We start from the raw sequence: 23494 nt of genomic DNA, 5'->3' as shown, positions 1-23494 counted from the left end.
AGGGAAAATTGAGGTTATAGCATTACTCTTCGCTATTTAGCTTTCGATATAGACTCATTAATTGATCCCGTTCTTGTTCTGTTAACTTTTCGAATAGATTCATGCGCAGTTTCTCACCGGCTTGTGTTGCTCTATTCAAGACATCTACACCTTCGTCTGTAATATCCAAATAAATCACTCGACGATCGCCCTCGTGTGTCAATCTGGTGGCGAACTTTCTCTTTACTAGTTTATCCGATAAATAACTTAGTGTAGGAGGTGTAAGTCCTAATGTTTTTGCAATATCAGATGGCCGACTTTTTCCATTCATTTTCAAATGCCCGAGCACAATAATCTGTGAAATACCGAGGTCTTCGTTAAATGTTTTATTCCATTGGATAATCAGTTGATTCGTAACCTTATCCATATTATGAATAAGTTCAAAAAAGGGTTGTCTTTCCATAAAAGCCTCCTCGGATATATCATGACAGCTCTTAAATAAGAATTTAAGAGCTGTCACACTGGTTACTATATTATTGAGCAGAGAATCCACCGTCAATAACGATTTCAGATCCTGTAATGTAGGAGGAATCATCAGAAGCCAAGAACAGAGCCGCTTGTGCAATGTCGCTAGGTTGTCCTAAACGTTGCAACGGAGTTGCTTGTACCAAACGATCGAGCAAATCTTTTGAAGTACTCAAGTTTTTCGTCATTGGTGTTTCAATGATTCCTGGGAACAGCGCGTTTACGCGAATTCCTTGACGTCCGAAAGTCGTAGCTGCTGCTTTAGATAGAGCCCGTACTGAACCTTTGGATGCGGAATAATGGTTAAATCCTTGACCGATGAGTGCCGTGTAAGAAGAAATGTTAATAATTGAACCTTTCTTTTGAGCAGCCATGTAAGGAGTTACATGTTTCATACCTGCGAATGGTCCAAAGCCATTAATGGAAAGCATTTTTTGCCAGTCTTCTTCGTTGATTTCGGAGAAAGGTTTCTCAGAAGAGATCCCCGCATTATTAACAAGGATATCAATTTTGCCAAAGCGTTCATTTACTTCTTTAGCTAGTTCTTTCCAACTTTCATCAGAAGCAACATTTAATTTCAATCCATATACATTTTCTTTTTGGCTTGCTTTTTCCAGCGCTGCCTCATTGATATCTGCAGCAATGACGATTGCACCTTCTTGTACGAAAAGATCCACCATGGACTCTCCAATACCAGAAGCACCACCCGTGATAATCGCTACTTTATTATCTAATTTTCCCATTTTAAAAGCCTCCCATAACTGAAAAAATATCTTTACACTTAATAATTAGATGTCTAAATATTAACTATCTAAACTTTAACAGAGAATCTAAGAGAAAGCAATGAAGAAATGTAAGGGGATGCAATGCAAAATATCACTATAATTAATTAAACTTATTTATTAATTTTTAATATTTTGCTATAATTCAACCCAAACATTAAAAAATTAATAATTTTTCTCTCATATAATCGCAGGGATATGGCCTGCAAGTTTCTACCGAGCCCCATAAAGGTTTCGACTATGAGCAGTGATATGTATTGGTGTTTCATTCTCTTACGTATATGTGTTAAGAGTCTGACTTTGTGCAGAAACCCAGGAACTATTATCTACTCACGGAAGAGGATAGTAGTTTTTGGGTTTCTTTGTTTTATTAGACAAATGTAGCTAATATCAGGTATGTATTCTTCCCTTTTATTTTTTGAGAAAAGTATTTTAATGTTACTCATCCTAGATAATCAGAAGGAGCAAAACCAAAATGTATTTTTTGATAAACCTCGTTGGAATCATTGTCTTATTAGGGCTAAGCTATCTTTTGTCATTCAATAAAAGGGAAATCACTTTAAAACCCATCGTCATCTTGTTCATTCTGCAATTAGCCACAACCTGGTTTATGTTATCGACTGACATTGGCGGACAAGTGATAACCTGGATCTCCGACTTTTTCTTATGGTTAATTGATAGTTCCATGTCAGGTGTGAATTTTGTGTTTGGGGATTTTGCTCCTCTTGATGGTTCTGCTTATACGTTCTTTATGAATGTACTTATGCCGATTATCTTTGTTGTTGTATTCTTTGATATCCTAACCCATTTTGGTATTTTGCCAGCTCTGATCAATGCGGTCGGTTGGGCATTCTCCAAAATAGCAAAAACACCACGTTTCGAAAGTTTCTATTCGATACAAGTTATGTTTCTTGGGAATAATGAGGCTTTGGCCGTAACACGTACTCAGCTCAATAAAATGAGCGACAAACGCCTATTAACCGTTTCGATGATAAGTATGTCCTGTGTTAGTGCACCGATGCTAAGTTCCTATTTACAGCTCCTAGACGCTAAATATGTACTGACAGCCATTCCTTTGAATGCAATTGGAGCACTTATTATCACCTCTATCATTAATCCGTATCGTGTTACGGAAGAAGAGGATATTGTTTACACTCCGTCCAAAGAGGAAAAGGGTAACTTCTTCGATATGATCTCAAAAAGTATGATGACTGGTGGTAAACTCGCATTAATTATCGCAGTTATGCTGATTGGTTTTGTCTCTCTGATTACCGCAATTAACACGATTTTAGGATTGTTTAATGATCAGCTCACGCTTCAAAATATCTTTGGTGTCATCTTCTCACCAATCAGCTTTTTAATGGGTGTAGACTTCTCACAGATTTTCACGGTCGGTCAGTTAATGGGTGAGAAAATCGTTTTGAATGAATTTGTTGCCATGACAAGTCTAAGTGAGATCATGTCAGGCTTAACTCCACATACAGAAGCCGTTATCTCTACGTTCCTTGTATCTTTCTGTAACTTTACAACCATCGGTATTATTCTTGGGAGTATGCAGGCTCTATTTGGAGATAAAAGAGCGAATTTCATTTCAAAATATACTTGGTTACTGTTAGCGAGCGGTCTGCTGGTATCCAGTTTAACAGCAATGGTTGTAGGACTGTTTGTTTGGTAAAATGGAAAGATAGTACAGATCATATAGGAGGTATACAGCTATGCAAGGACAAGACGCGCAATATTATGTATCCAAGCTAGGTCTCGAACCACATCCAGAGGGCGGATATTATAAAAGAACTTTCGAATCTCAGGAGCAGACCTCAGATCAGGAACTGAGTGTAGAATTCGAAGGTACCAGAAAGCTTTATACAAGTATCTACTTTCTCTTAGGTTCGAATGACATCTCTCACTTTCATCGTTTAAAGTCAGATGAGCTTTGGTACTATCATGCAGGAAGTCCGCTTACGATTCATGTCATTGATGAGAACGGCGAATATAACGCGCACAAATTAGGAATTAATTTGGAGCAAGGCGAAGTTCCTCAAGTTCTCGTTCCTAAAAACTCAATTTTTGGTTCCTCTGTGATGGACGAAGATACCTTCTCCCTCGTTGGATGCATGGTTTCACCTGGATTTGAATTCAGAGATTTTGAAATGTTTACACAAGATGAGCTCTTGGCTACATACCCTGAGCATAAAGAGATTATCATGAAGTTGGCATATGAGGTAATCCCAGAGTAGTCATACTTAATAATTGTTTCATAATAAACACCTTTAGTTAAAAGATGGGCATCATGCCGACCCTTTAGCAAAAGGTGTTTTTTCTTAGAAATATTTATATGAAGCTTATTCTATCTAGAACTGCGCATGTCGATTTTATCCTCCAGGTATAATCCTAATTTGTGTTATTGTGGAAATAATCTATGCGGATTATCAAACAAAAATTTTGATGAGGTGATTGAAATCGACGCAGACGCCGCAAAACAAGATCCCGCTAATCGCTCATGCCGCAACGTGAATCGGAATTCAGGTCTAAGTACGATCTCCTGGTCTGAAATACACCAAACCAAATTAAACACGGAAGGAATGGTTCTTCTTGGCGGAGGATCATTTCTCATGGGAACGAATGATTCGGAAGGATTTCCTGCCGACGGAGAAGGTCCTGTCAGAGAAGTTACGCTCGATCCCTTCTATATCGACCCTTATGCTGTATCAAATGATGAGTTCACTAGCTTTGTCCAAGAAACCGGCTATGTTACGGAAGCAGAAAAGTACGGATGGTCCTTTGTATTCCATTCTTTCGTCTCTCCATCTGTAGGGCTGGAGGAGAGAATGAATGTCCCCGGAACACCCTGGTGGAAGGGCGTATTTGGTGCCTATTGGTATCAGCCCGAAGGGCTTGGTTCAACAATTAAGGGACGCGGAAACCATCCGGTTATACACGTATCCTGGAATGATGCCGTTAATTACTGCCACTGGGCAGGGAAACGTCTTCCTAGCGAAGCAGAGTGGGAGTATCTGCTCGAGGAGGACTGGTTCAGAAGCGCTATCCTTGGGGTGACTCACTAAAGCCAAGTGGACAGCATATGTGCAATATATGGCAAGGAAAATTCCCTGAAAAGAATCATGTGAGCGATGGGTACGCGGGTACTGCGCCTGTTCACTCCTTCGAATCAAATGGATATGGACTCTATAATGTAGTGGGGAATGTATGGGAATGGTGCTCAGACTGGTTTAGCTCAGAGGCGGCGACCCGCGGTAATAGTGCTAATCCTCAAGGACCGAAACATGGAACACACAAAGTCATGCGAGGGGTTCTTACTTGTGTCACAGCTCCTACTGTAATCGATATCGGGTGGTCGCTCGCAGTTCCAATACACCGGACAGCTCAACTGGAAATATCGGATTTCGCTGTGTGGCCGACTATAAGTAGAGACCCGCTGACGGAGATAAGATCATATATATAAAAATAGGCATCGTCCTCCGCTTCTTAGCAGGGACGATGCCTATATGCATTAGTCGATCGAACCGATTTATTTACTCTATAAAGTTTTAACCATGACAGAGACTACTTGATTGATGATTGTAATTCACCGTTGTTTAGACCAAGTGTCCGTGCAGTCGAAGTATGAATCTGATGGATGAGATCAGGATTTTTCACTAAAGACATTCCGTAAGAGGGAATCATCTCTTTTAACTTCGGTTTCCAATTGTTCAAATGCTCAGGGAAGCATTTCTCAATAACTTCAAGCATAACAGGAACTGCCGTTGAAGCTCCTGGGGATGCACCCAGTAATGCTGCAATCGAGCCATCGGAGGCACTTACCACTTCTGTACCAAATTGTAGTGTTCCTTTACCGCCAGTCGCGGTATCTTTAATGACTTGGACACGCTGTCCAGAGACAAGCAAATCCCAATCTTCACTTTTGGCATTAGGAATAAATTCTCGCAACTCTTCCATCCGTTTTTCTTTCGATAACATCACTTGTTGAATGAGGTATTTTGTTAAAGACATATTTTTAGCTCCAGCAGCAAGCATCGTGAGTACATTATTTGGTTTTACTGAACCGATCAAATCGAACATAGATCCGGTTTTTAAGAATTTTGGCGAGAAGCCGGCAAACGGCCCAAAAAGTAAGGATTTTTTATTATCAATAAATCTTGTATCCAGATGCGGAACTGACATGGGTGGTGCACCCACTTTAGCTTTGCCATACACTTTAGCGTGATGTTTTGCGATCACTTCTGGGTTATTACATACCATGAATAGACCGCTGATTGGGAAGCCGCCAATATGTTTTCCTTCGGGAATCCCTGACTTTTGCAGCAATGGAAGACTGCCACCGCCGCCGCCAACAAACACAAATTTAGCTATATGACGTTCGACCTGACCGCTGCCATTTCGTACTTTTAGTTCCCAAGATCCGTTACTGTTTCGCTTTATATCTTCGACACTATGTTTATATTTGATATCAACGTTTTTGTTCTTTAAGTGGTCAAATAGCATGCGCGTTAAAGCGCCAAAGTTTACATCCGTACCCGCATCCATCTTTGTTGCGGCAATAGGCTCACTTGATTTACGTTCTTTCATAATAAGCGGAATCCATTCTTTCAGTTTCTTCGGATCACTGGAAAATTCCAAGCCTTGAAACAAAGGATTGCCTGTCATCGTTTCATAACGTTTTTTCAAAAATGCTACATCTTTTGCGCCGTGTACTAGACTAATATGGGGTAATGGCATAATGAAATCATGCGGATTGCGAATCAAATTGCTCTTTACTAGATAAGACCAAAACTGCATAGAGACTTGAAACTGTTCATTTACATTTACTGCTTTACTAATATCTATGGAGCCGTCCGCTTTTTCAGTTGTGTAGTTAAGCTCGCAGAGTGCGGCATGACCCGTTCCTGCATTGTTCCACTCGTTAGAGCTTTCCTCACCTGCACTTGCTAACTTTTCAAATACTTTAATGTTCCAGTTCGGTACTAATTCTTTTAGCAATGTCCCTAAAGTCGCACTCATGATTCCAGCACCAATTAAGATTACGTCTGTTTCGGTTTGTCTGTTGCTCATAATTACCGTCCTTATACGCTAGTATTTGAAGAAAAGATGTATGCGCTATCATGCAAGCAATAATACAGCCTTTTGCACACCTTTTCTAGATGAATTGAACCTGTACCTAGCATATCACTATTTTATCTACTTTTAAATAATAGAAAACTCTGTAAATTTTACTGGTTGTTAGGATTGCATTCCTTACAAGGATAAAGACAATGCGGCACAAGGATTTCATCCCTGTGCCGCATTCTTAACGTACACAGAAGGTGAACGTTTTACATCTATTCTTTTACTTCTTTGCCGTCGTCGTGATTAGAATTATGACTTACAGTGGCTTCTTCAATATCTTGCGAAGCCCAATGATTCAGTGACACGTCAGCCCATGATGAAGTGGAGCTGCCAAGCAGCGGTCCCCTTTTTAACACTCTATTGATTAGAGTTACCGCCTCTGCTCGGCTTAAGTTTTGGTCGGGTCCAAAACTTCCATTAGGCATTCCTTTCATATAACCTGCCTTCTGAACCAAGGCTATATTTTCTGCTGACCAATGACCTTTCGTATCCGTGAATGGTGAAGAGGAATCTCCACTCAAATCCATCCAACGTACGACAACTGCCGCCATCTCTGCTCTCGTTATCATCTTATTCGGTCCAAAGGTTCCGTCCCTATACCCTGTCATCAAACCCGCTGAAGTTACTTCCCGTATCTCATTTCCTGCCCAACCCAAATCATCCGTATAGTTTACCGTCTGAGCGGTTCCCTCTTGTCCTGCTTGAAGTCGTGATAGTACTGCTGCCATCTCCGCTCTGGTCATCGCTTGATCAGGTTTAAAGGTTCCATCGGAATATCCTTTCATATACGGTTGATGAACATTTGGCTGAGCCTGCCCTCCTCCAGGACTTTCCGGCGTTGTTCCCATCCCTGAGTCAGGAACGGATTCCACCTCTTTTACATAACCCAGATAGAAATCATCAATAGTACCCCAAGCACCGCCGCTTGCTTTGATACTCGCTCCGATGGTAAGGGTTCCATCGGTAACTAGAATGTTCTGGAGCTCTGGATTTCTCCACTGCGCCCATCCACCTACATCTGTGCTCACTTTCACTTCCTTACCACCGGATACAGCATAAAGATTCATATCAGAACTAGATGCATCGCCCCCTTGAATAAACATAGAGAGATTATAGTAGCCCGCCTTCAGTCCCGAGATCGTCTGCTGCACATGAAAGTCCACTGCTTCTGCTGAGTAGAAATGGAGAGAATAGTTGCCTGTTTTCGCATCTGTCACTTTATCCTGATAGTTCGTATGCGGCTCGCTTCCCTCTCCATAAGTAATTTTCCACATACTCCGGTTATCACTCTCAAACCCTGCATTGCTGGCGTAATTCTCTTTCTTAATTTCAAGAATAGCCTCTACCGTTTCGCCTTCTGCCATTCCACTGATTACATAACTTCCTGCACCTTTACTTTCGGCTTGTTCAAGCTCACCTTGATTCCACACCACAGATAACGTTCCTGTACTTCCATCATTGTAAGTAACATTAACTACGGTCGGTAAAGTGATCTTCTCTCCTGCAATCGCCGTCACGGATACATTCTTAACTTCATCAATAGCAACGGGAGCAACAGCTCCTGTATCCACATATTTGAACACGTTCAGTGAAGGAAGCGGGTGTCCGTCAAAATCAAATAGAGCCTGATTATCAACGGCACTTCCGCCGTACCATTTTCCTGCATCATCAGGATCATATTCTTTTGAATAGCTGGATGCCCAGCCCGATCCATATTGTTCCCATTTGATTTTATTCTGCTCCAAGCTATCGCTCGGACCTACCGGAAGCCACGCAGGTTCCCAGTAGAAGACACCGATTCCTGCCTCGCCGACATTTACCACTGCTTGAATGACATCTCTAACGGAATTAGCCTGCCCTTGTGCAGTAATGGAGTAGTTTAACGTTTGACTAGGGCCCGGCGCCGTATTTCCATGTCCATCACCGTCTTCTTCTGTATAAGCATATGATGTTTCTGCTACCATTACTTTCTTTCCATAGGTATCGGCAACTTGTTTTAAAACCGAAGTTAAATTACTCAGTGTACCGTGCCAGAATGGATAGTAAGAGCTTGCAAAAACGTCATAGTCTACCTCGTTTTTCTTTAAATGTTGTGCATATGAATCATATCTGCCTGATGCCTCAGGATTCGCAAAATGCAAAGCGACCAGAATACTCTCATCGATCTCTCGAACTGCACGGCTTCCCGCATTAAACAACTGACTCATCTTTGCCCAATCCGATTCACCAACAAATTGTCCATTGGTTTCATTACCGATCTGCACCATGCCAATATCAATGCCTTCATCGATCATGTCTTGCAGGCTACCTTTTGTATATTCATACAATTCTTTCTTTTTGTTTTCAAAACTTAAATTTCCCCATGCCTTGGGAGTGTGCTGTTTAGCTGGATCCGCCCAAAAGTCAGAATAATGGAAGTCTACCAGTAGCTTCATTCCATTTGCCGTAGCTCTTTTGCCGATCGCTATCGCAGTTTCCAGGTCATTATTACCACCACCATAACCTTTACCTGCTGAATCAAAAGGATTATTCCATACACGTACCCGAATATAATTGACTCCAGCTTCTTTTAACGTTGTAAATATATCCTGTTCATCGCCTTCCTCACTATAGAACTTCACTCCGCTATTTTCTAAAGAAATAATGCTCGAGTTATCGACACCCTTAATAAAGTCAGGTGAGAGTCCTTCTATCTTCTTCACAAAAATATCTGACTCTACCGGCCGAGTTGTATCGGTACTGACTTGTTTCAGTTCAAAACGATCTATATATCCCCATGCACCTGGTCCGCCGCTTATATTAGCACCAATAACAAGATTTGATGCGTCTTCTTCTAGGACAAGTTTCAGGCTGGCTTCTCCCCATTTATTATAGCCAGTGGTAGCAGCCGCTGCTGCCTTCTCATTTCCGGCAAACAGTTCAACGCTCCCTGCCTCATTATCAGCTCCGCCCATCAACTTCACTGACAACTCATAAGTTCCTGCCGGAAGGGACTCGATTGACTGTTTTAACATAACATGTTGGGTATTAGGAGCCTCTGCTTTAATCCAATATTTAAATGCATGACCTTCTTCTTCAGCTGTAATCGAGGAATCATCGGCATACGCGAAACGGTTGATATCCACATGATCCCATACTTCCGTTTCCACCGTCCATGACTTGTCTGCCCAAAAATCGGATTCGAATCCGCCATTCTTGATATATGAACTGTTTACATCTGCCGCCTTCGCTGTCCCTATGTTGAACGAAAACGAACTTAACGCCAAGATCAATACCATGAACAAAGATATCTCTTTTTCTTTTTTTCTCATGTTCCGACCACCCTTTAGCCCTTTTTTCACTACAAAAGCTATTTCTACCTCTTGTAAGCACTTACATCTAAATATACAAGAGATAAAATAACGGGTAACGTATGTAAATGAAACATTTTGTATCCTTATGCAAGCACTTGTCTCACATGAATCTTTCCCTAACAACGTAAAAAAGCCGTTTCCCATTTAAGGAAACGACTACGGTGATTTATCACTGATTTCATTCAATCCAGCGTCTTTGATATGACAATGCGCACGGTTGTCCCGTAATGATCGGAATGGATATTTACTCCATACTTCTGCCCGTAATATAACTGAATACGCTCATCTACGTTTTTAATCCCGACACCACCAAGTTTCGTCGTTTGATTTGTTGTATTTTGCAGCACAGCGTCTTTATCAAATCCATCTCCGTTATCTTTAACTGTAAAAATAACCTGGTCTTCATCCATCTCTGCACGGACCTCGATTACACCTTGACGATCCAGCCCCCGTATCCCGTGATACAGTGCATTTTCAACAATCGGTTGAAGGATAATCTTAGGCATCTGTACTCGTGATATGGATGGGTCACAGTCAATGGTATATACAAGCCCATCGCCGTAACGTTCCTTTTGAATAAATAGATACTGCCTTACATGATCGAGTTCATTCTCCACCGTGGTCAGCTCATTTCCTCCGCTTAAAGATAACCGGAAAAATTGAGCCAACGCTTTCGTCATTTCAATAACTTTCTCACTATCATTAAACTCCGCCATCCACACAATGGTATCCAGCGTATTATAGAGAAAATGAGGATTGATCTGACTATGCAGTGTGCTGATTTCGGAACGGCGTAAATCCTTTTCTTTGTCCGTAATTTCTTGCATAAGTTTTCTGATCTCCATCATCATCCCGTTAAAGTGACGAGAAAGACTTTGAGCTTCATAACATCCTCTGTTATCGATCGGTATCTCCGTAAGACCCTGTTCAATATCTTGCATGGCTCGCTCTAATTTACGAAAAGGCGTAGTAATCCTTCCTGTAAAGAGAACGACACTAACCGTTGCGATAACGAGAAATACGAAGCCAAAGAGGATGAAAATGTTAAACAGTTTATTTTTAATTGCGGTCAGTTCATCTTGGGATGATACCCCTGCAAAAATCCAGTCTGCATTTCGTAAAGAATACAGATGTGTGAAGGTCTGCTCTGTCTGATCATATGCTGCTGGATTTAAAGCAATTTCGTACAATTCCTGCTGTTTGATTTCATTTTGAAAATAAGCCGGGTCTTCATGATACACGACCTCATGATTCGCATTTAAAATAAACGAAAAACCCGTATGTCCTAAATCTAAATTTTCTAGATAGTCTTCTATTACTTTGTACTGAACATCAATGAGGAGAACACCGATATTTCTGCCCTTTTCATTTTTAATTTCGCGGCTGAGCGAGATGACCCAATTATCTTTATTCATGCTAAAATCTTGCATACGCGCCGAAGTTAGAACAGGAACGTCCCCATTATTAATGGCCGATACATACCAAGCTTCTTTCATCATATTGCTGGACATGCTCATCGATAAACCCGACTCATTAGAAATGATTTGCCCGTCCTTACTGACAATGACAATCGACTCAATGAACGGATCTGTCGCTATGGAAGTATCAATCATGCTAAGAATCATTTCTTTGTCTGCTTGCTGCCGATCTGTACTCGAAAAATAATCGACGAGCTGCGGATTTTCCGCAAGCAACCACGATAGTGCTTTTAGCCGGTCAATATACAAATCTATATACATTCCGCTCTGTTCCACTGCATTTTCGGTGTTCGTTGTTGCTTCTTTCTGAACAATAGAAGCAATGCTAAAGTATAAGATAATTCCGATAAAAAGAAGGGTCAGCACACTTGAAACAATATAGTGAAGAGCGATTTGCACACGCAGTTTTTTAAATACGAAGAAGTGCGGCATCCTCATTCCCGCGCCTTTTCTCGAAATTGATTAGGGGAGAGCATAAACTTTCGTTTGAATGAGGCGCTTAAGTAGTTCGGATCTTCAAAACCAACCGCATCGGCAATCTCATATACTCGCATATGTGTGCTCAGCAGCAGAATCTTGGCACGTTCCAAGCGTAGCGTTACCATATACTCTTGAAAAGTTTGACCGTACAGACGTTTAAAAAGACTGCTGAGGTACGATGTGCTGAGAGCCAGCTGTTTTGCTAGATATGTTAAAGAAAAATCCTTATTCGCAATGTTTTCTTCGATCTCTTTTTGTATCTTCACTTTATAACCTGTGTCATCTGCTGTATCTGTATTCTTTTTCAAATCTTGTACAAGTCGTGACACCTCTATGTAATTGTCCGCTTGCTGTCTTTTTTCAATGAGTTTCTTTAGCATTTGCTCAATATCTTTTTTAGAAACTGGCTTTAATACATAATCATCCACACCTGCTTTTAATGCAGAAACTGCGTAATCAAAATAATCATAGCCTGTCACCAAGGCAATTTTTACGTCTGGCTTTAAACTCTTAACAGCAATGGCAAAATCAAGTCCATTCATTTTCGGCATATTAATATCAGCTAAAATAAAATCAGGTTCATGTTGTTTGAAAATTTCTAACGCAGCTTCCCCGTTTGAGGCTTCATATACCTCAGAGATGGACAATGCTTCAAAATTAACAAAGGAACGAATTCCTCGAATGATGATGGGTTCATCATCAACTAGAAGTAGTTTATACATTGTCTCCTCCTTCTTAAAGCTAGGATCATTTGTCCATCACAAAGAAGATGGCTTGCACCATCTCCTTTGTTTCACTTATATATATTGTACAATAATGTATCTATTTTGTAAGATGTTCCAGATATCCATAACCGGCCGCTTCCATCTCTGCTTGCGGGATAAAGGTAACAGAAGCACTGTTAATACAATAACGTAAGCCCCCACGGTCCTCTGGTCCGTCTTCAAATACATGGCCTAAATGACTGTTCCCTGTACGACTTCTTACTTCGGTACGAACCATGTTATAGCTGGAATCTACATACTCGAGCACCACTGCTGGGTCGATTGGCTTGGTAAAGCTGGGCCATCCGCACATCGAGTCATACTTATCGGCAGATGAGAATAAAGGCTCACCGGTTACTACATCCACGTAAATCCCTGGTTCGTAATTATCCCAATATTCATTAGAAAATGCTCTTTCTGTGCCTTTACCTTGAGTCACTTCATATTGTTCGTCAGTTAATTTTGCTTTAATCTCTTCCTCACTTGGCTTTGGATATAGAGCCGGGTCGATCAGAGAAGGAATCTCCTGATTTTCTAATGAATCAAATTCAACGTGGCAGTATCCGTCTGGATTTTTCTCCAGATAATCTTGATGATATTCTTCTGCCAGTGTGTAACTGGTCAGGGGCTCAGCTTCCGTAACAATCGGATCATCATAACGTTCTTGTTCCGCTGCAATGACTTTATCTATAACTTTTTTATCTTCCTCATTTGTATAATAAATACCTGTACGGTATTGTTCTCCGCGATCATTTCCTTGCTGATTTAGAATCGTTGGATCAATGATTTTAAAATAATAGGTTAGCAGCTTCTCTAAATCAACGCGCTCTGGATCGTAGGTAACATGAACGGTTTCTGCATATCCTGTATTACCGCGAATCACTTGCTCATAAGTGGGGTTCTCCGTATCTCCATTTGCATAACCAGATGTCACATCATAAACGCCGTACACACGGGCCATATATGCCTCCACACCCCAGAAGCAGCCACCAGCCAGCCAAATTTCCTCAAGATTATTCTCATCAAAAGCTAAATTCACGTTTGGGTTCTCCGGGTACTTTGACTCTGCCTTCAGAGATAATCCCGATCCATTCGTTGCTTTTACTGTTCCACATCCTGCTATGACAATAACCAGTCCCAGAAGTAGAAACCATCCCATCTTCTTCATTCGTGTTCACAGCCTTTCCTTTACTTTATTGATGCGAATTTTTCGATGATTTGTTCGTTAGCTGCATGACCAGGCAGGGTTTGAATGAGTTTTCCATTCGAGTCAATGTACGCAGAGGTTGGATATCCACGAACCCCAAATTCATCAGCAATCGTACCGCCTTCATCTAGCAACACCGTTGTATTCGCTACTTCTTCCACACCAGTGATCCATTTTTTAAAAGCTCCGGTTTCCTTTTCATTTTTATAGCCTGGAGAAACAATGGTTAAGACAATAAAATCTTCATCGTTCTTCGCAAGTTCATCTACTTCTTCAAGACCTGCTAAGCAGATGGAACACCAGGAAGCCCAGAACTTCACGTACACTTTTTTTCCTGCATAGTCGGATAAGCTGTGTGTCTTGCCATCAATGTCTGTTAATGTGAAATTGGGTGCTTCTGCACTTGCAGTACTCCCTCCTTCTGTTGCCTTCGTTCCGGATGAACAAGCAGCCAGCAAGGAGATCATCGTTACTGCGAGCAAAATCAACATCATTTTTTTCATTGTTTTCACTCCTTTACTGTGGAATCAGTGTAGTAAACCAGTTTAAATTGTTGGTCATAAGGAACAGCCCCATAATAATAATGATGACACCACCAGCAATCTTCATTTTGTTCATATGCTTATTCAGTTTTTTCACCTTCCGCAGCAAAACATCGGAGAATAGAGCTAGCATTAAAAACGGAATAAGTAAGCCAAGTGCATAGATGAACATAAGGAATGCTCCGTATAATGCCTGACCTTCATTTGCGGATAAACCTAGCACGGCACCTAAAATCGGTCCAATACATGGAGTCCAGCCGATACTAAACGTAAAGCCTAATAAATAAGTTCCAACCAGATCCCGCTTTTCACTTCGATTGATCTGCACTTTCTTCTCACGATTTAGAATAGAAACCTGAAACAAACCAACTTGATGTAATCCAAGCAATACCACAAAGGCACCACAGACGATGATAAACCAGCTTGTATTCAGTACAGCACCTAAGAATCCCGCCCCAAAGCCGAGTATAATAAAACTTGTTGATAAACCAGCTACAAAAATGAAAGTCTTCAGCAACAAATGAAAGTTAAGCTTTCCCTTAGACAGCGAGCTCGTTTCTTTTGTTGTTTGTCCCTGTTCATTCGTAGATAAAATGGAGATGTATACAGGAAGTAACGGCAATATACACGGAGAGAAAAAGGACAATAAACCTGCAATGAAGACGGAGCTTAAAACCAGCTGATCGATAGCCAACAGGAACACCTCCTTTTTACTTGCTCCATTCATATTACAAGTATTTTCCTGTTTATGACATAGAATGAGATGTTGTAAATCTTTAAAATGATCATGTATATATCCTTAAAAACGCGAAAAACGCCAGTTACGGAGAAACCGTATTCCTGGCGCTTATCATTTACACTTTGAATTTTCCTACTAGTTCTTGCAAGTCTTCAGCCATCGTAGACAGCGACGAAGCAGATGATGTTATTTCTTCCATGGAAGCTAACTGTTCTTCCGTGGATGCCGCAAGATTCTGTGATTCAGCAGCGACCGTCTTGGAGCCATCTGATATAAGTCCTATAGAATGAACGACCTGCTCTGTACTTACTGAAATTTGCTGAGAAGCGGCCGAGATCTCCTGAACCTGGTTAGAGACTTCTTCTATATTTCTCTTAATGACCTCAAATAAATCGCCCGTCTTATGAACAACCCCAATTCCATCACTGACTTCCTTCACGCCGGCTTCTGTTGTTTCCACTACATGATGCGTTCGTTCTTTAATCGTGGTTACGAGCTCAGTTATTTGTCCTGCCGACTGCGATGATTGTTCCGCTAGCTTTCTTACTTCATCAGCAACCACTGCAAAGCCTCGCCCATGTTCACCTGCTCTAGCCGCTTCAATCGCTGCGTTTAAAGCTAACAGATTCGTCTGAGCAGCAATTTCTGATATCACTTCAACGATCATTTCTATTTTCTCTGACTGTTCTTCCATATCCGTCACTGCACTCACTAAATTATTCATTGTAAGCTCAATTGACTCCATCTGCGATACGGTCAATTTTATGGACTGGTTACCTTCAATAGCTCTGCTTGCCGTCTCCATAGTGAGAGAGGAGGTCATTTGTGCATTAGAAGCTATTTGCTGGACACCGGATGACATTTCATGAATTGCTTGGAGACTCTCATCTACACTTCTCGATTGCATTTGAGCACTGTTGGATACTTCTTGAATCGTGATTGTGATCGTTTCAGATGCTTGACTCGATTGTTCTGAACTTGCGGTTAACTCTTCAGACGATGACGCTACATGCTCTGAACTAATGCTGATTTGACGAACTAAATCCTGAAGATTATCTCTCATCTGATGGAATGAATCCGCCAAAGTTCGGATCTCATCTTTACTTTTCACTTTGACATCTTCGATTGCTAGATTTCCAAGCGCAATTTGCTCAGCAGCTGAGGTGATTGCCACTACCGGTTTTGAAATGGAACGTGAACAGAGATAGCCAATGAGCACTGCCAAAATAAATGCAAAAATACTAATTACCATAACCGTGATGATCGCATTTTTAACAATTGCCGAGCTTTCTCTACTTGCTTCATTCATCGATTGCATTTGATCGATTGCCAGTTGTTCTGATACAGGATCTAGATTAGTTCCTAATGGAAAAACTTCACTCATGAAGTACTCCGTAATTTGTTCTGAAGGAGCATTCTCCTCAATCATCTGAATTAATTGCTCATATTTTTGTTTGAATTCACTATTTCCTTCTTGGAGTTCCTGCAATCTTTCATCAAACTCAGGGATGTGAGACAACACCTGCGTCTCTGCAATCAGTTTGGTAGCTGTTTCATACTCCACTGCCAATTTGTCTAAAAACTCAGCATCCTTAGTCACAATATAACCACGAATTAAACTATTTTCTTTCGCAATTCCTACTTGGATTTTTAACATGTTAGATAATATGACTGCTCTTCTATCTATTAAATCGGTGTATGTACTATCTACTTTAGTTAAATATACAGTTGCTATCGATCCGATCATCCCGAGTAATAGGGAAACAATGATAAAAGAACCGATTAACTTTCTGCCGATTGTCATTTTAAATGTAACTTTATTTCTCAGCTTGCTTCCAAATCCCATATCATTACACTCCTTTATGAATTTATCCTATCTTTTTAACAGCAAAAAAAGCCACTCATTCAAAAACACGAGATGGTTGAACTCGATGATGTTCACTCTTCAGCTGAATTTATTACTATTTAGAATATAAAGCCCTCCTACTTGTCTAATTTGTTCTAAACATTTCAATTTCTCATAAATATTATATCGGCATCCTATGCCCATGGATGAATAGGTGACATACCTTTGTTAGTTTGTAAAGCAGCTGATATTATCCGTACCTTCTATAGAATATGAATTGCTGTATGAGGCAACTTTGATCTGGTGATAATACATCTGTTAAGATACTTATTTACTATCATATAAGTCAGAAAGGAACTACGATGCGGGAAATGCGTGATACTTCTAGAAATCATAGGTTTAATTACATTTTTGAAATGGTGTTGTTCGTTATATGTGGAGTATCAGTTATCTATTTTGCTATCACTGGAGCTTATGACAAGACTTTTCAAGCGGGTCTTATTATTTTCGTTCTGTTGCTTTTAAGAGGAATAATGGCGTGGACCAAAACTGAGTTGCCTCCTGCACTGTACTTGTCCGTGCTGATCTTTATCACAATTACGATGATGCTTGCCAATCTATTTGGTATGTATGGTGTCATTCCCTATCTGGATAAAATTGAACATCTGCTGTCTGGCGTTATTTTATTCTTCGTAGGCCAGTTCATACTAAATAAGATGATAAAACGTAAAGGGATAGATAGTCTGCCCTCCAACATTATGATTTGGTTCTCTTTATTCTTTGCTGTAGCCATGGCTGGAATGTGGGAGGTCTATGAGTTTTCGGTGGATCATCTATTCAGCCTCAATTCACAAAATGGCAGTTTGAAAGATACGATGCTGGATATCATTTGTGGAACGATTGGAGCAACTGTAACCTCCCTCGTTGTAATGACTAAACACGCAAAGACAGACAAGATAGATTAACATCACACAATAAGCTTATAAAAAAGACCTCTTTTCTATGATTGGGTCAGGCATTACGCCGACTTCATTCAACTAGAAAAAAGGTCTTACTATTTACATTTTTTCAGTTTACACCCACCTGTATATCTTAATATCAACCCCGATTTCGGTTGGAAAACCCTCTGCCACAAATAGTTCATCATTGAGATAAGACAATGCTTTACTATTCGTTATTAATTTCGGATAGGTTCGAAATAAAGCTTCCTTCTCATTTTTTTGAAAGTTCCCATTATTCTCAATATATATCTGGCAGGTTTCTCCCGTATAATCCTTGCCGTGGAGCATGTATCTAGCAGATAGACTGTGGCTGCCAGACTTACCGATGATCTGAGTATCTACTCCACCGTCAAGTACTTCCCCTTGAAACAGATCCCCTTTAACTTGGCCTGTAAAAGAAATCATGATTACTGTATCCCCATCATGATTCTGTAGCTCAGCAGATTTATCAATGTTAACTTGTACGGTGAATATCTCTTCCCATGTCAGCATATTAGTCCACTATCTCCTTCTTTTTTAAAGAGTACAGGATATATAACAGAACAAACCATAGAGGAGTTAACAGTAACGCTGGACGTGTTTCATCAGCAAACAGCATAATAACAAGAATAAAGGAAAACAGTGCTAAGACAACGTAATTTACAAAAGGTGTGAATGGTGCTTTAAACTTCGATTTGGCATGTAAATGCGGCTGTGTTTTCTTATACTTAATATGACATATGAGAAGTACACCCCAAACCCAAATAAAACAAATGGCACTAATGGTGGTGACGACTCCAAAAGCTTGTTCCGGAATCAATTTGCTCAGTAAAGCGCCCACGGATAAGACAAGCGTCGATACCAGTAACCCGTTTCTGGGTACATGATGTTTATTTAATCTGGAGAAAAAGGAAGGTGCCTGCTTATTACTTCCTAAACTATATAATATTCGACTGGTTGAGAACATCCCACTATTACAAGCAGAAGCAGCGGAAGTTAATACGACAAAGTTAATCACTCCTGCGGCAATGGGAACCCCAACTAAACTAAATGTTTTAACAAAAGGACTTTCGGTAGCACTAAGTTGCGTCCAAGGACTAATGCATAATAGAGCAATAATGGCACCAACGTAGAAAAACAAAATTCGTAAAGGAATTTTATTAATGGCTGACGGAATATTTTTTTCTGGATTCGATGTTTCCGCAGCCGATACACCGACTAGCTCCACGCCGACAAAGGCAAACACCACCATTTGAAACGAAAGTAAGAACCCAGATATTCCGTGTGGAAAGATTCCTCCATGCTCCCAAATATTTTTTACCGTAACGATCCCTGTATCTGTTTTAAATCCAATCACGAGCAAGATAACACCAATACCAATTAATGCGAGAATCGTGGCTACCTTAATCAGTGCAAACCAAAATTCAAGTTCCCCAAAGTTCTTTACCGTTAACAAATTGAGTCCTAATAAGATAATTACACAGATCACTTCGGGTACCCACTGCGGAATATCAAACCAGTATTGTACATACACTCCAACCGCAATTACATCCGCCATAGCAGTCATGATCCAGCAGAACCAATAAGTCCATCCCGTTACAAATGCTGCCCGTGGACCAAGATAATCTTCGGCAATATCCGTAAAAGACTGATAACCTGCTTTAGATAACAACAGTTCCCCTAGTGCCCTCATTACAAAAAAAATGGCGATACCTATGATTAAATAAGCAATGATGATGGAGGGGCCTGCCAGTTGTATCGCTTTACCAGATCCTAAAAATAATCCAGTACCAATCGTTCCGCCGATTGCAATGAGCTGTACATGACGATTCTCTAAACCCCTCTGTAATTCTTGTTGTGCCATACGTATCTCTCCCTTACCATCCTAAAATTCTTCTTCTTTAAACTAAACAGCAAAATGAAAATAAAAAAAGAGATTGGATATTCTCCAATCTCTCAAGGTCATTAAAAGTAATAAATAAGATTCGTTAATATACATAAATATGTATACCAAATAGATTATTTAGTACTCTTCTGTCCTTTTGCCTGAGATTGTGAACCCTTCGGCGCCATGAAATATTTCATGGTCTCTCCAGAAGCTGCTCCTGCTATAGTGTGATCCATAGCAATCATAGCCTGCTAGTTATTCAGTTTTTGAGTGTGTTCACTCTTTTAAATATGTTCACAATATTAATCACATTGAAATATTTTGTCAATGACATTCACACAACTGTAAAACCCGTACATCTATACTTACTGCCCGGTTCTCAGTTCACCATTACGAATCTAAATACCGATAACAAAAAAAAGAAGCAAGGAATTTAACCTTGCCTCTTACTTCGAACAACTAGACTGCTTTTAAATGCCAAACCAAGCTTTGGAAATCCCCTTTTACTTCAACAGGAATACTTAAACCAGCATACATTAATTCATCTCCGCCGAATACTTGATCCGCTCCAGCTACTTCATATTGCTTCGTAGGATCAATCCCTTTTAGTTTTAAGAAACTGCTAGGTGCAGCTGCCTCATCTAAAACACGGAAATAGAATACAATAACTTCTGACTTATCTTTATTGGTGAACAGCCAAGACGTAATGTTGCCTTCAAAAGGACTTTCCAGTCGATAGAAGTCTCCAAACTGTATTAATCCGCGAATTTCTTTGTAGTTGGAAACTTGCTCTTTAACAATTTCCTTCTCCTCATCCGTCATCTGCGTCAAATCAAGCTCATATCCCAAATTACCTGATATCGCTACATCTCCTCGCATCTGCAAAGATGTGACTCGATGGACTTGGTGATTGGGAACAGCGGAAACATGAGAACCCATGGAAATAATCGGATAAACAAGACTTGTACCATATTGTATTTTCAAACGTGATACTGCATCTGTATTATCAGAAGTCCATGTTTGCGGCATATAATACAGGATTCCTGGATCGAATCTTCCACCGCCGCCAGAACAGCTTTCGAATAAAACGTCTGGGAAAGAAGAGGTAATGGCATCCATTACTTTATATAGACCCAGCATATAACGGTGTGCGGTCTCTCTTTGCCGATCTGCCGGAAGAAGAGCGGAACCGATCTCCGTCATATGACGGTTCATATCCCACTTTACATACGAAATGGGAGCACTCGCCAAAATATTGCAAACCCGTCTCGTAATTTCTTCACACACATCATCCCGTGAAAAATCAAGTACGAGCTGTCTGCGGCTTTCCGAACGGCTGCGATTCGGTACATGAAGACACCAATCAGGGTGGTCACGATACAGGTCACTCTCAACAGAGATCATCTCTGGCTCAAACCATAATCCAAACTGCATTCCTATATTGTTTACACTCTGTGCAAGATGATCAAGACCCTCAGGGAGTTTATTCCGATCAACAAACCAGTCTCCCAGCGAGGTAGTATCATCATCGCGCTTGCCAAACCAGCCGTCATCAAGAACGAATAATTCAATTCCTAAGTCTTGACCTACTTTAGCAATATCCATAATCTTCTCTGCATTGAAATCAAAATAAGTAGCTTCCCAGTTATTTACTAATATCGGACGTTCTTTGTCCCGGTAAGTTCCCCTTACTAGACGGGTACGATATAACTCATGGAATGTCCGAGACATCCCGCCAAGCCCTTCGGATGAATACACCATAACCACTTCAGGTGCTTGGAAACTCTCACCGTTCTCCAATTTCCAACTAAAATCAAATGGATTAATCCCCATCGTTACTCGTGTATTTCTAAATTGATCTACTTCTGCCTGGGCTAAGAAATTCCCACTGTAGACTAAGTTAAATCCATATACCTCACCATGATCTTCTGTCGCATCTTTTCTGAGAAGTGCCATAAATGGATTATGTTGATGACTGCTTGCCCCTCTTGTACTTTCCACAGACTGGATTCCATGACGCAGCGGCTGACGTGCAATATGTCTTTCTTTCACGTGGGCGCCATGCAGATGTAAAAAGTCGAATTCAGCATCACGAAAATCAACGGATGAGCTTAGTGCACTTAGTAGTTTTATAGACTGAGCACCTTCATTCACAAAACGGACAGACCGAGTAATCACATTATATTGTTCAAAGACAGTATAAGTTAAATATACCTTCAGACCAATTAGCGAATCCTCCATCATGATCTCAAGGGTTTCTGCTTCATCCTCTTTTTCAACATAGGTGGAAGGAAGTCCCTGCAGCGGGGTTTTTCCTTTTGTAATTTTATGATCAACATACCGCAAGTCTGTGATGGTTGAGCCATTGTCCAGTTGAACTTGATAAGCTGGCTTTCTAAAATCCGTATTCCCATACTGTGGGTATTCTTGCGGCAATGTATCTAGAGAAAACGTACGATCGTGTCTGTGATCATAAGGATTTCCCGAGAATCCCCGGTCTACATATTGAATAGCATTAGAATGCCGATAGTCACTAACACCTCTGCCCCAGTAATAATGCACAAGGTATCCATCACGTAGTACACCCATTACATAGCTGGTATCTTTAGCCCTCAAATGGAAGGTCTTATTTTCAGAATTATAATGAATTCCCATTTCAATAAAACAACTCCTATCTCGATTTGATTGCTCCTTTATAACCGTGCCTATAACAGGTCAATTGATCTTTCTAGCATGTTTTTGGTTTAACACTATCTCGAATGACCAACTCCGCAGGAAGAATAACCTTTAATGGAATGGTTCTCCCTTTCAAACGATCATAAAGAAGTTTCACTGCTGTTTTTCCCATTTCATCCCCATATACTCTTACAGTAGATAACGGAGGATTCATATAAGCCGCAGCTTCGATATCGTCATAACTAAATATAGATACATCCTCAGGAACCTTGATATCTGCTTCATGGAGTGCCCGAAGTACCCCCATCGCAGTTGGATCACTACCGACAACAATCGCACTTGGCAGCTCATTCATTTCAATTAACTGTTTGGTTAATGTGTATCCACTTGTAGTTCCCCAATCTCCTAACAAGACTTTATCCTGGTTATATAAGCCTTTTTCCTTCATTCGTTTCTCGAATGTGCTTTTTCTTGTGTCTTCTTTATCGCTTGTTTTGAACTTACTGACCCCAAAAATTTCACCTTTTCCGCCTATATAAGCGATATCGGTATGCCCGTTATCAAATAAATACTCAAGTACCAGCTCCGTCGCACCCTCAAAATCTGATATAACAACGTCAACATTCGCGTCTTTGGGTAGGTAATCGACAGCCACTATATTATCGTTCTCCGTATAAAGCTCCTTCAGATCAGCGATATCAACATCACCCATCACAATTAAGCCATCTAACCCACTTAAACTTTCAGCAGAAATTTGACTTTTTCCCACAATCATCGTGGAAACAATATTCAATGGATATTGATTACAGGCATCTTCAGCCCCTAATCGAATCGACTGAAAATAGGGGTCAATCGTTTCATCATTTAATATAACGAGACCAATATTGAAGACCTCTTCTTGTTTTTTGACCTTTACATTTTTTCTTCTAAGCGGCTTATAATCCAGCTCTTTAACGACGGACAGTACCCTTTTCCTTGTTTCTTCAGATACAGAAAGTGACGGATCGTTATTCAATAATCTTGAAACCGTTGCAGTCGAAACATTCGATTGTCTTGCTATATCCTTAATGGTTACCATGGTATCACCTATACTTTTTAAGTTAATTTTACTTAAATATCATACCATGAATC

At 40.5% G+C, this 23494-nt stretch carries 17 protein-coding genes, 1 pseudogene and 2 riboswitches; of the genes and pseudogenes, 4 read left to right on the top strand and 14 right to left on the bottom strand.

Features of this window, described 5'->3' with window-relative positions; translation table 11 throughout:
- Positions 1–22 precede the first annotated feature (22 nt).
- Both ACWPWY_RS19575 and ACWPWY_RS19570 read right to left on the bottom strand, forming a co-directional pair.
- Complete coding sequence (locus tag ACWPWY_RS19575) at positions 23–442, bottom strand: MarR family winged helix-turn-helix transcriptional regulator (RefSeq protein WP_454193294.1); 420 nt, start codon at positions 440–442, stop codon at positions 23–25.
- 70 nt (positions 443–512) lie between these two features.
- On the bottom strand, positions 513–1247 hold the full coding sequence (locus ACWPWY_RS19570) for an SDR family NAD(P)-dependent oxidoreductase (RefSeq protein ID WP_454193293.1): 735 nt from the start codon (positions 1245–1247) through the stop codon (positions 513–515).
- A 199-nt stretch (positions 1248–1446) separates the two neighbouring features.
- Positions 1447–1547, top strand: a riboswitch (purine riboswitch).
- A 214-nt stretch (positions 1548–1761) separates the two neighbouring features.
- On the opposite strand from ACWPWY_RS19570, the gene ACWPWY_RS19565 reads away from it, so the two are divergent.
- The 3 genes and pseudogenes from ACWPWY_RS19565 to ACWPWY_RS19555 form a co-directional block, all read left to right on the top strand.
- Positions 1762–2961, top strand: coding sequence for a NupC/NupG family nucleoside CNT transporter (locus ACWPWY_RS19565; RefSeq protein ID WP_454193292.1), 1200 nt, complete (start codon positions 1762–1764; stop codon positions 2959–2961).
- Positions 2962–3001: 40 nt separating this feature from the next.
- On the top strand, positions 3002–3523 hold the full coding sequence (locus ACWPWY_RS19560) for a cupin domain-containing protein (RefSeq protein WP_454193291.1): 522 nt from the start codon (positions 3002–3004) through the stop codon (positions 3521–3523).
- A gap of 351 nt (positions 3524–3874) precedes the next feature.
- Positions 3875–4715, top strand: a pseudogene (locus ACWPWY_RS19555) (formylglycine-generating enzyme family protein); the annotation flags it as partial.
- 135 nt (positions 4716–4850) lie between these two features.
- Here ACWPWY_RS19555 and mqo read toward each other — a convergent pair.
- The 8 genes from mqo to ACWPWY_RS19515 form a co-directional block, all read right to left on the bottom strand.
- The gene (gene mqo, locus ACWPWY_RS19550) at positions 4851–6356 is read right to left on the bottom strand and encodes a malate dehydrogenase (quinone) (protein ID WP_454193290.1); all 1506 of its coding nucleotides are present in this window, start codon (positions 6354–6356) and stop codon (positions 4851–4853) included.
- Positions 6357–6622: 266 nt separating this feature from the next.
- Positions 6623–9721, bottom strand: coding sequence for a glycosyl hydrolase 53 family protein (locus ACWPWY_RS19545; RefSeq protein ID WP_454193289.1), 3099 nt, complete (start codon positions 9719–9721; stop codon positions 6623–6625).
- Between the two features lie 224 nt (positions 9722–9945).
- Positions 9946–11679, bottom strand: a complete 1734-nt coding sequence (locus tag ACWPWY_RS19540; protein ID WP_454193288.1) for a sensor histidine kinase — start codon at positions 11677–11679, stop codon at positions 9946–9948.
- Positions 11676–12443 carry a response regulator transcription factor gene (locus ACWPWY_RS19535; protein ID WP_454193287.1) on the bottom strand — a complete coding sequence of 256 codons (768 nt, stop codon included), beginning with the start codon at positions 12441–12443 and terminating at the stop codon, positions 11676–11678. The genes ACWPWY_RS19540 and ACWPWY_RS19535 overlap by 4 nt, the downstream gene beginning before the upstream one ends.
- A 100-nt stretch (positions 12444–12543) precedes the next feature.
- Positions 12544–13653, bottom strand: coding sequence for a peptide-methionine (R)-S-oxide reductase MsrB (gene msrB, locus ACWPWY_RS19530; RefSeq protein ID WP_454193286.1), 1110 nt, complete (start codon positions 13651–13653; stop codon positions 12544–12546).
- A 20-nt stretch (positions 13654–13673) separates the two neighbouring features.
- Positions 13674–14195: a redoxin family protein gene (locus ACWPWY_RS19525; RefSeq protein WP_454193285.1), complete on the bottom strand. Its 522-nt coding sequence runs from the start codon at positions 14193–14195 to the stop codon at positions 13674–13676.
- Between the two features lie 13 nt (positions 14196–14208).
- Positions 14209–14928, bottom strand: a complete 720-nt coding sequence (locus ACWPWY_RS19520) for a cytochrome c biogenesis CcdA family protein (protein ID WP_454193284.1) — start codon at positions 14926–14928, stop codon at positions 14209–14211.
- 160 nt (positions 14929–15088) lie between these two features.
- Positions 15089–16819: a methyl-accepting chemotaxis protein gene (locus ACWPWY_RS19515; protein ID WP_454193283.1), complete on the bottom strand. Its 1731-nt coding sequence runs from the start codon at positions 16817–16819 to the stop codon at positions 15089–15091.
- Between the two features lie 533 nt (positions 16820–17352).
- Here ACWPWY_RS19515 and ACWPWY_RS19510 point away from each other — a divergent pair.
- Positions 17353–17784, top strand: a complete 432-nt coding sequence (locus ACWPWY_RS19510) for a hypothetical protein (protein ID WP_454193282.1) — start codon at positions 17353–17355, stop codon at positions 17782–17784.
- A 108-nt stretch (positions 17785–17892) separates the two neighbouring features.
- Here the strand turns inward: ACWPWY_RS19510 and ACWPWY_RS19505 are convergent, their stop codons facing one another.
- The 4 genes from ACWPWY_RS19505 to ACWPWY_RS19490 all read right to left on the bottom strand — a co-directional run bounded on the left by ACWPWY_RS19505 (position 17893) and on the right by ACWPWY_RS19490 (position 23441).
- A complete protein-coding gene (locus tag ACWPWY_RS19505; protein ID WP_454193281.1) occupies positions 17893–18312 on the bottom strand; it encodes a DUF3237 family protein in 420 nt (139 codons plus the stop codon).
- A gap of 1 nt (position 18313) precedes the next feature.
- Positions 18314–19663 carry an amino acid permease gene (locus ACWPWY_RS19500; RefSeq protein ID WP_454193280.1) on the bottom strand — a complete coding sequence of 450 codons (1350 nt, stop codon included), beginning with the start codon at positions 19661–19663 and terminating at the stop codon, positions 18314–18316.
- A 160-nt stretch (positions 19664–19823) separates the two neighbouring features.
- Positions 19824–19905: riboswitch (glycine riboswitch) on the bottom strand.
- Positions 19906–20146: 241 nt separating this feature from the next.
- Entirely contained in the window at positions 20147–22342 is a 2196-nt protein-coding gene (locus ACWPWY_RS19495) for an alpha-galactosidase (RefSeq protein ID WP_454193279.1), read from the bottom strand.
- 73 nt (positions 22343–22415) lie between these two features.
- Positions 22416–23441, bottom strand: a complete 1026-nt coding sequence (locus tag ACWPWY_RS19490; protein WP_454193278.1) for a LacI family DNA-binding transcriptional regulator — start codon at positions 23439–23441, stop codon at positions 22416–22418.
- Between the last annotated feature and the right edge of the window lie 53 nt (positions 23442–23494).

The organism is Paenibacillus sp. Marseille-Q7038, assembly GCF_965111595.1.
The sequence above is the reverse complement of the archived record's forward strand: the minus strand, read 5'-3'. Positions and strand labels throughout refer to the sequence as shown.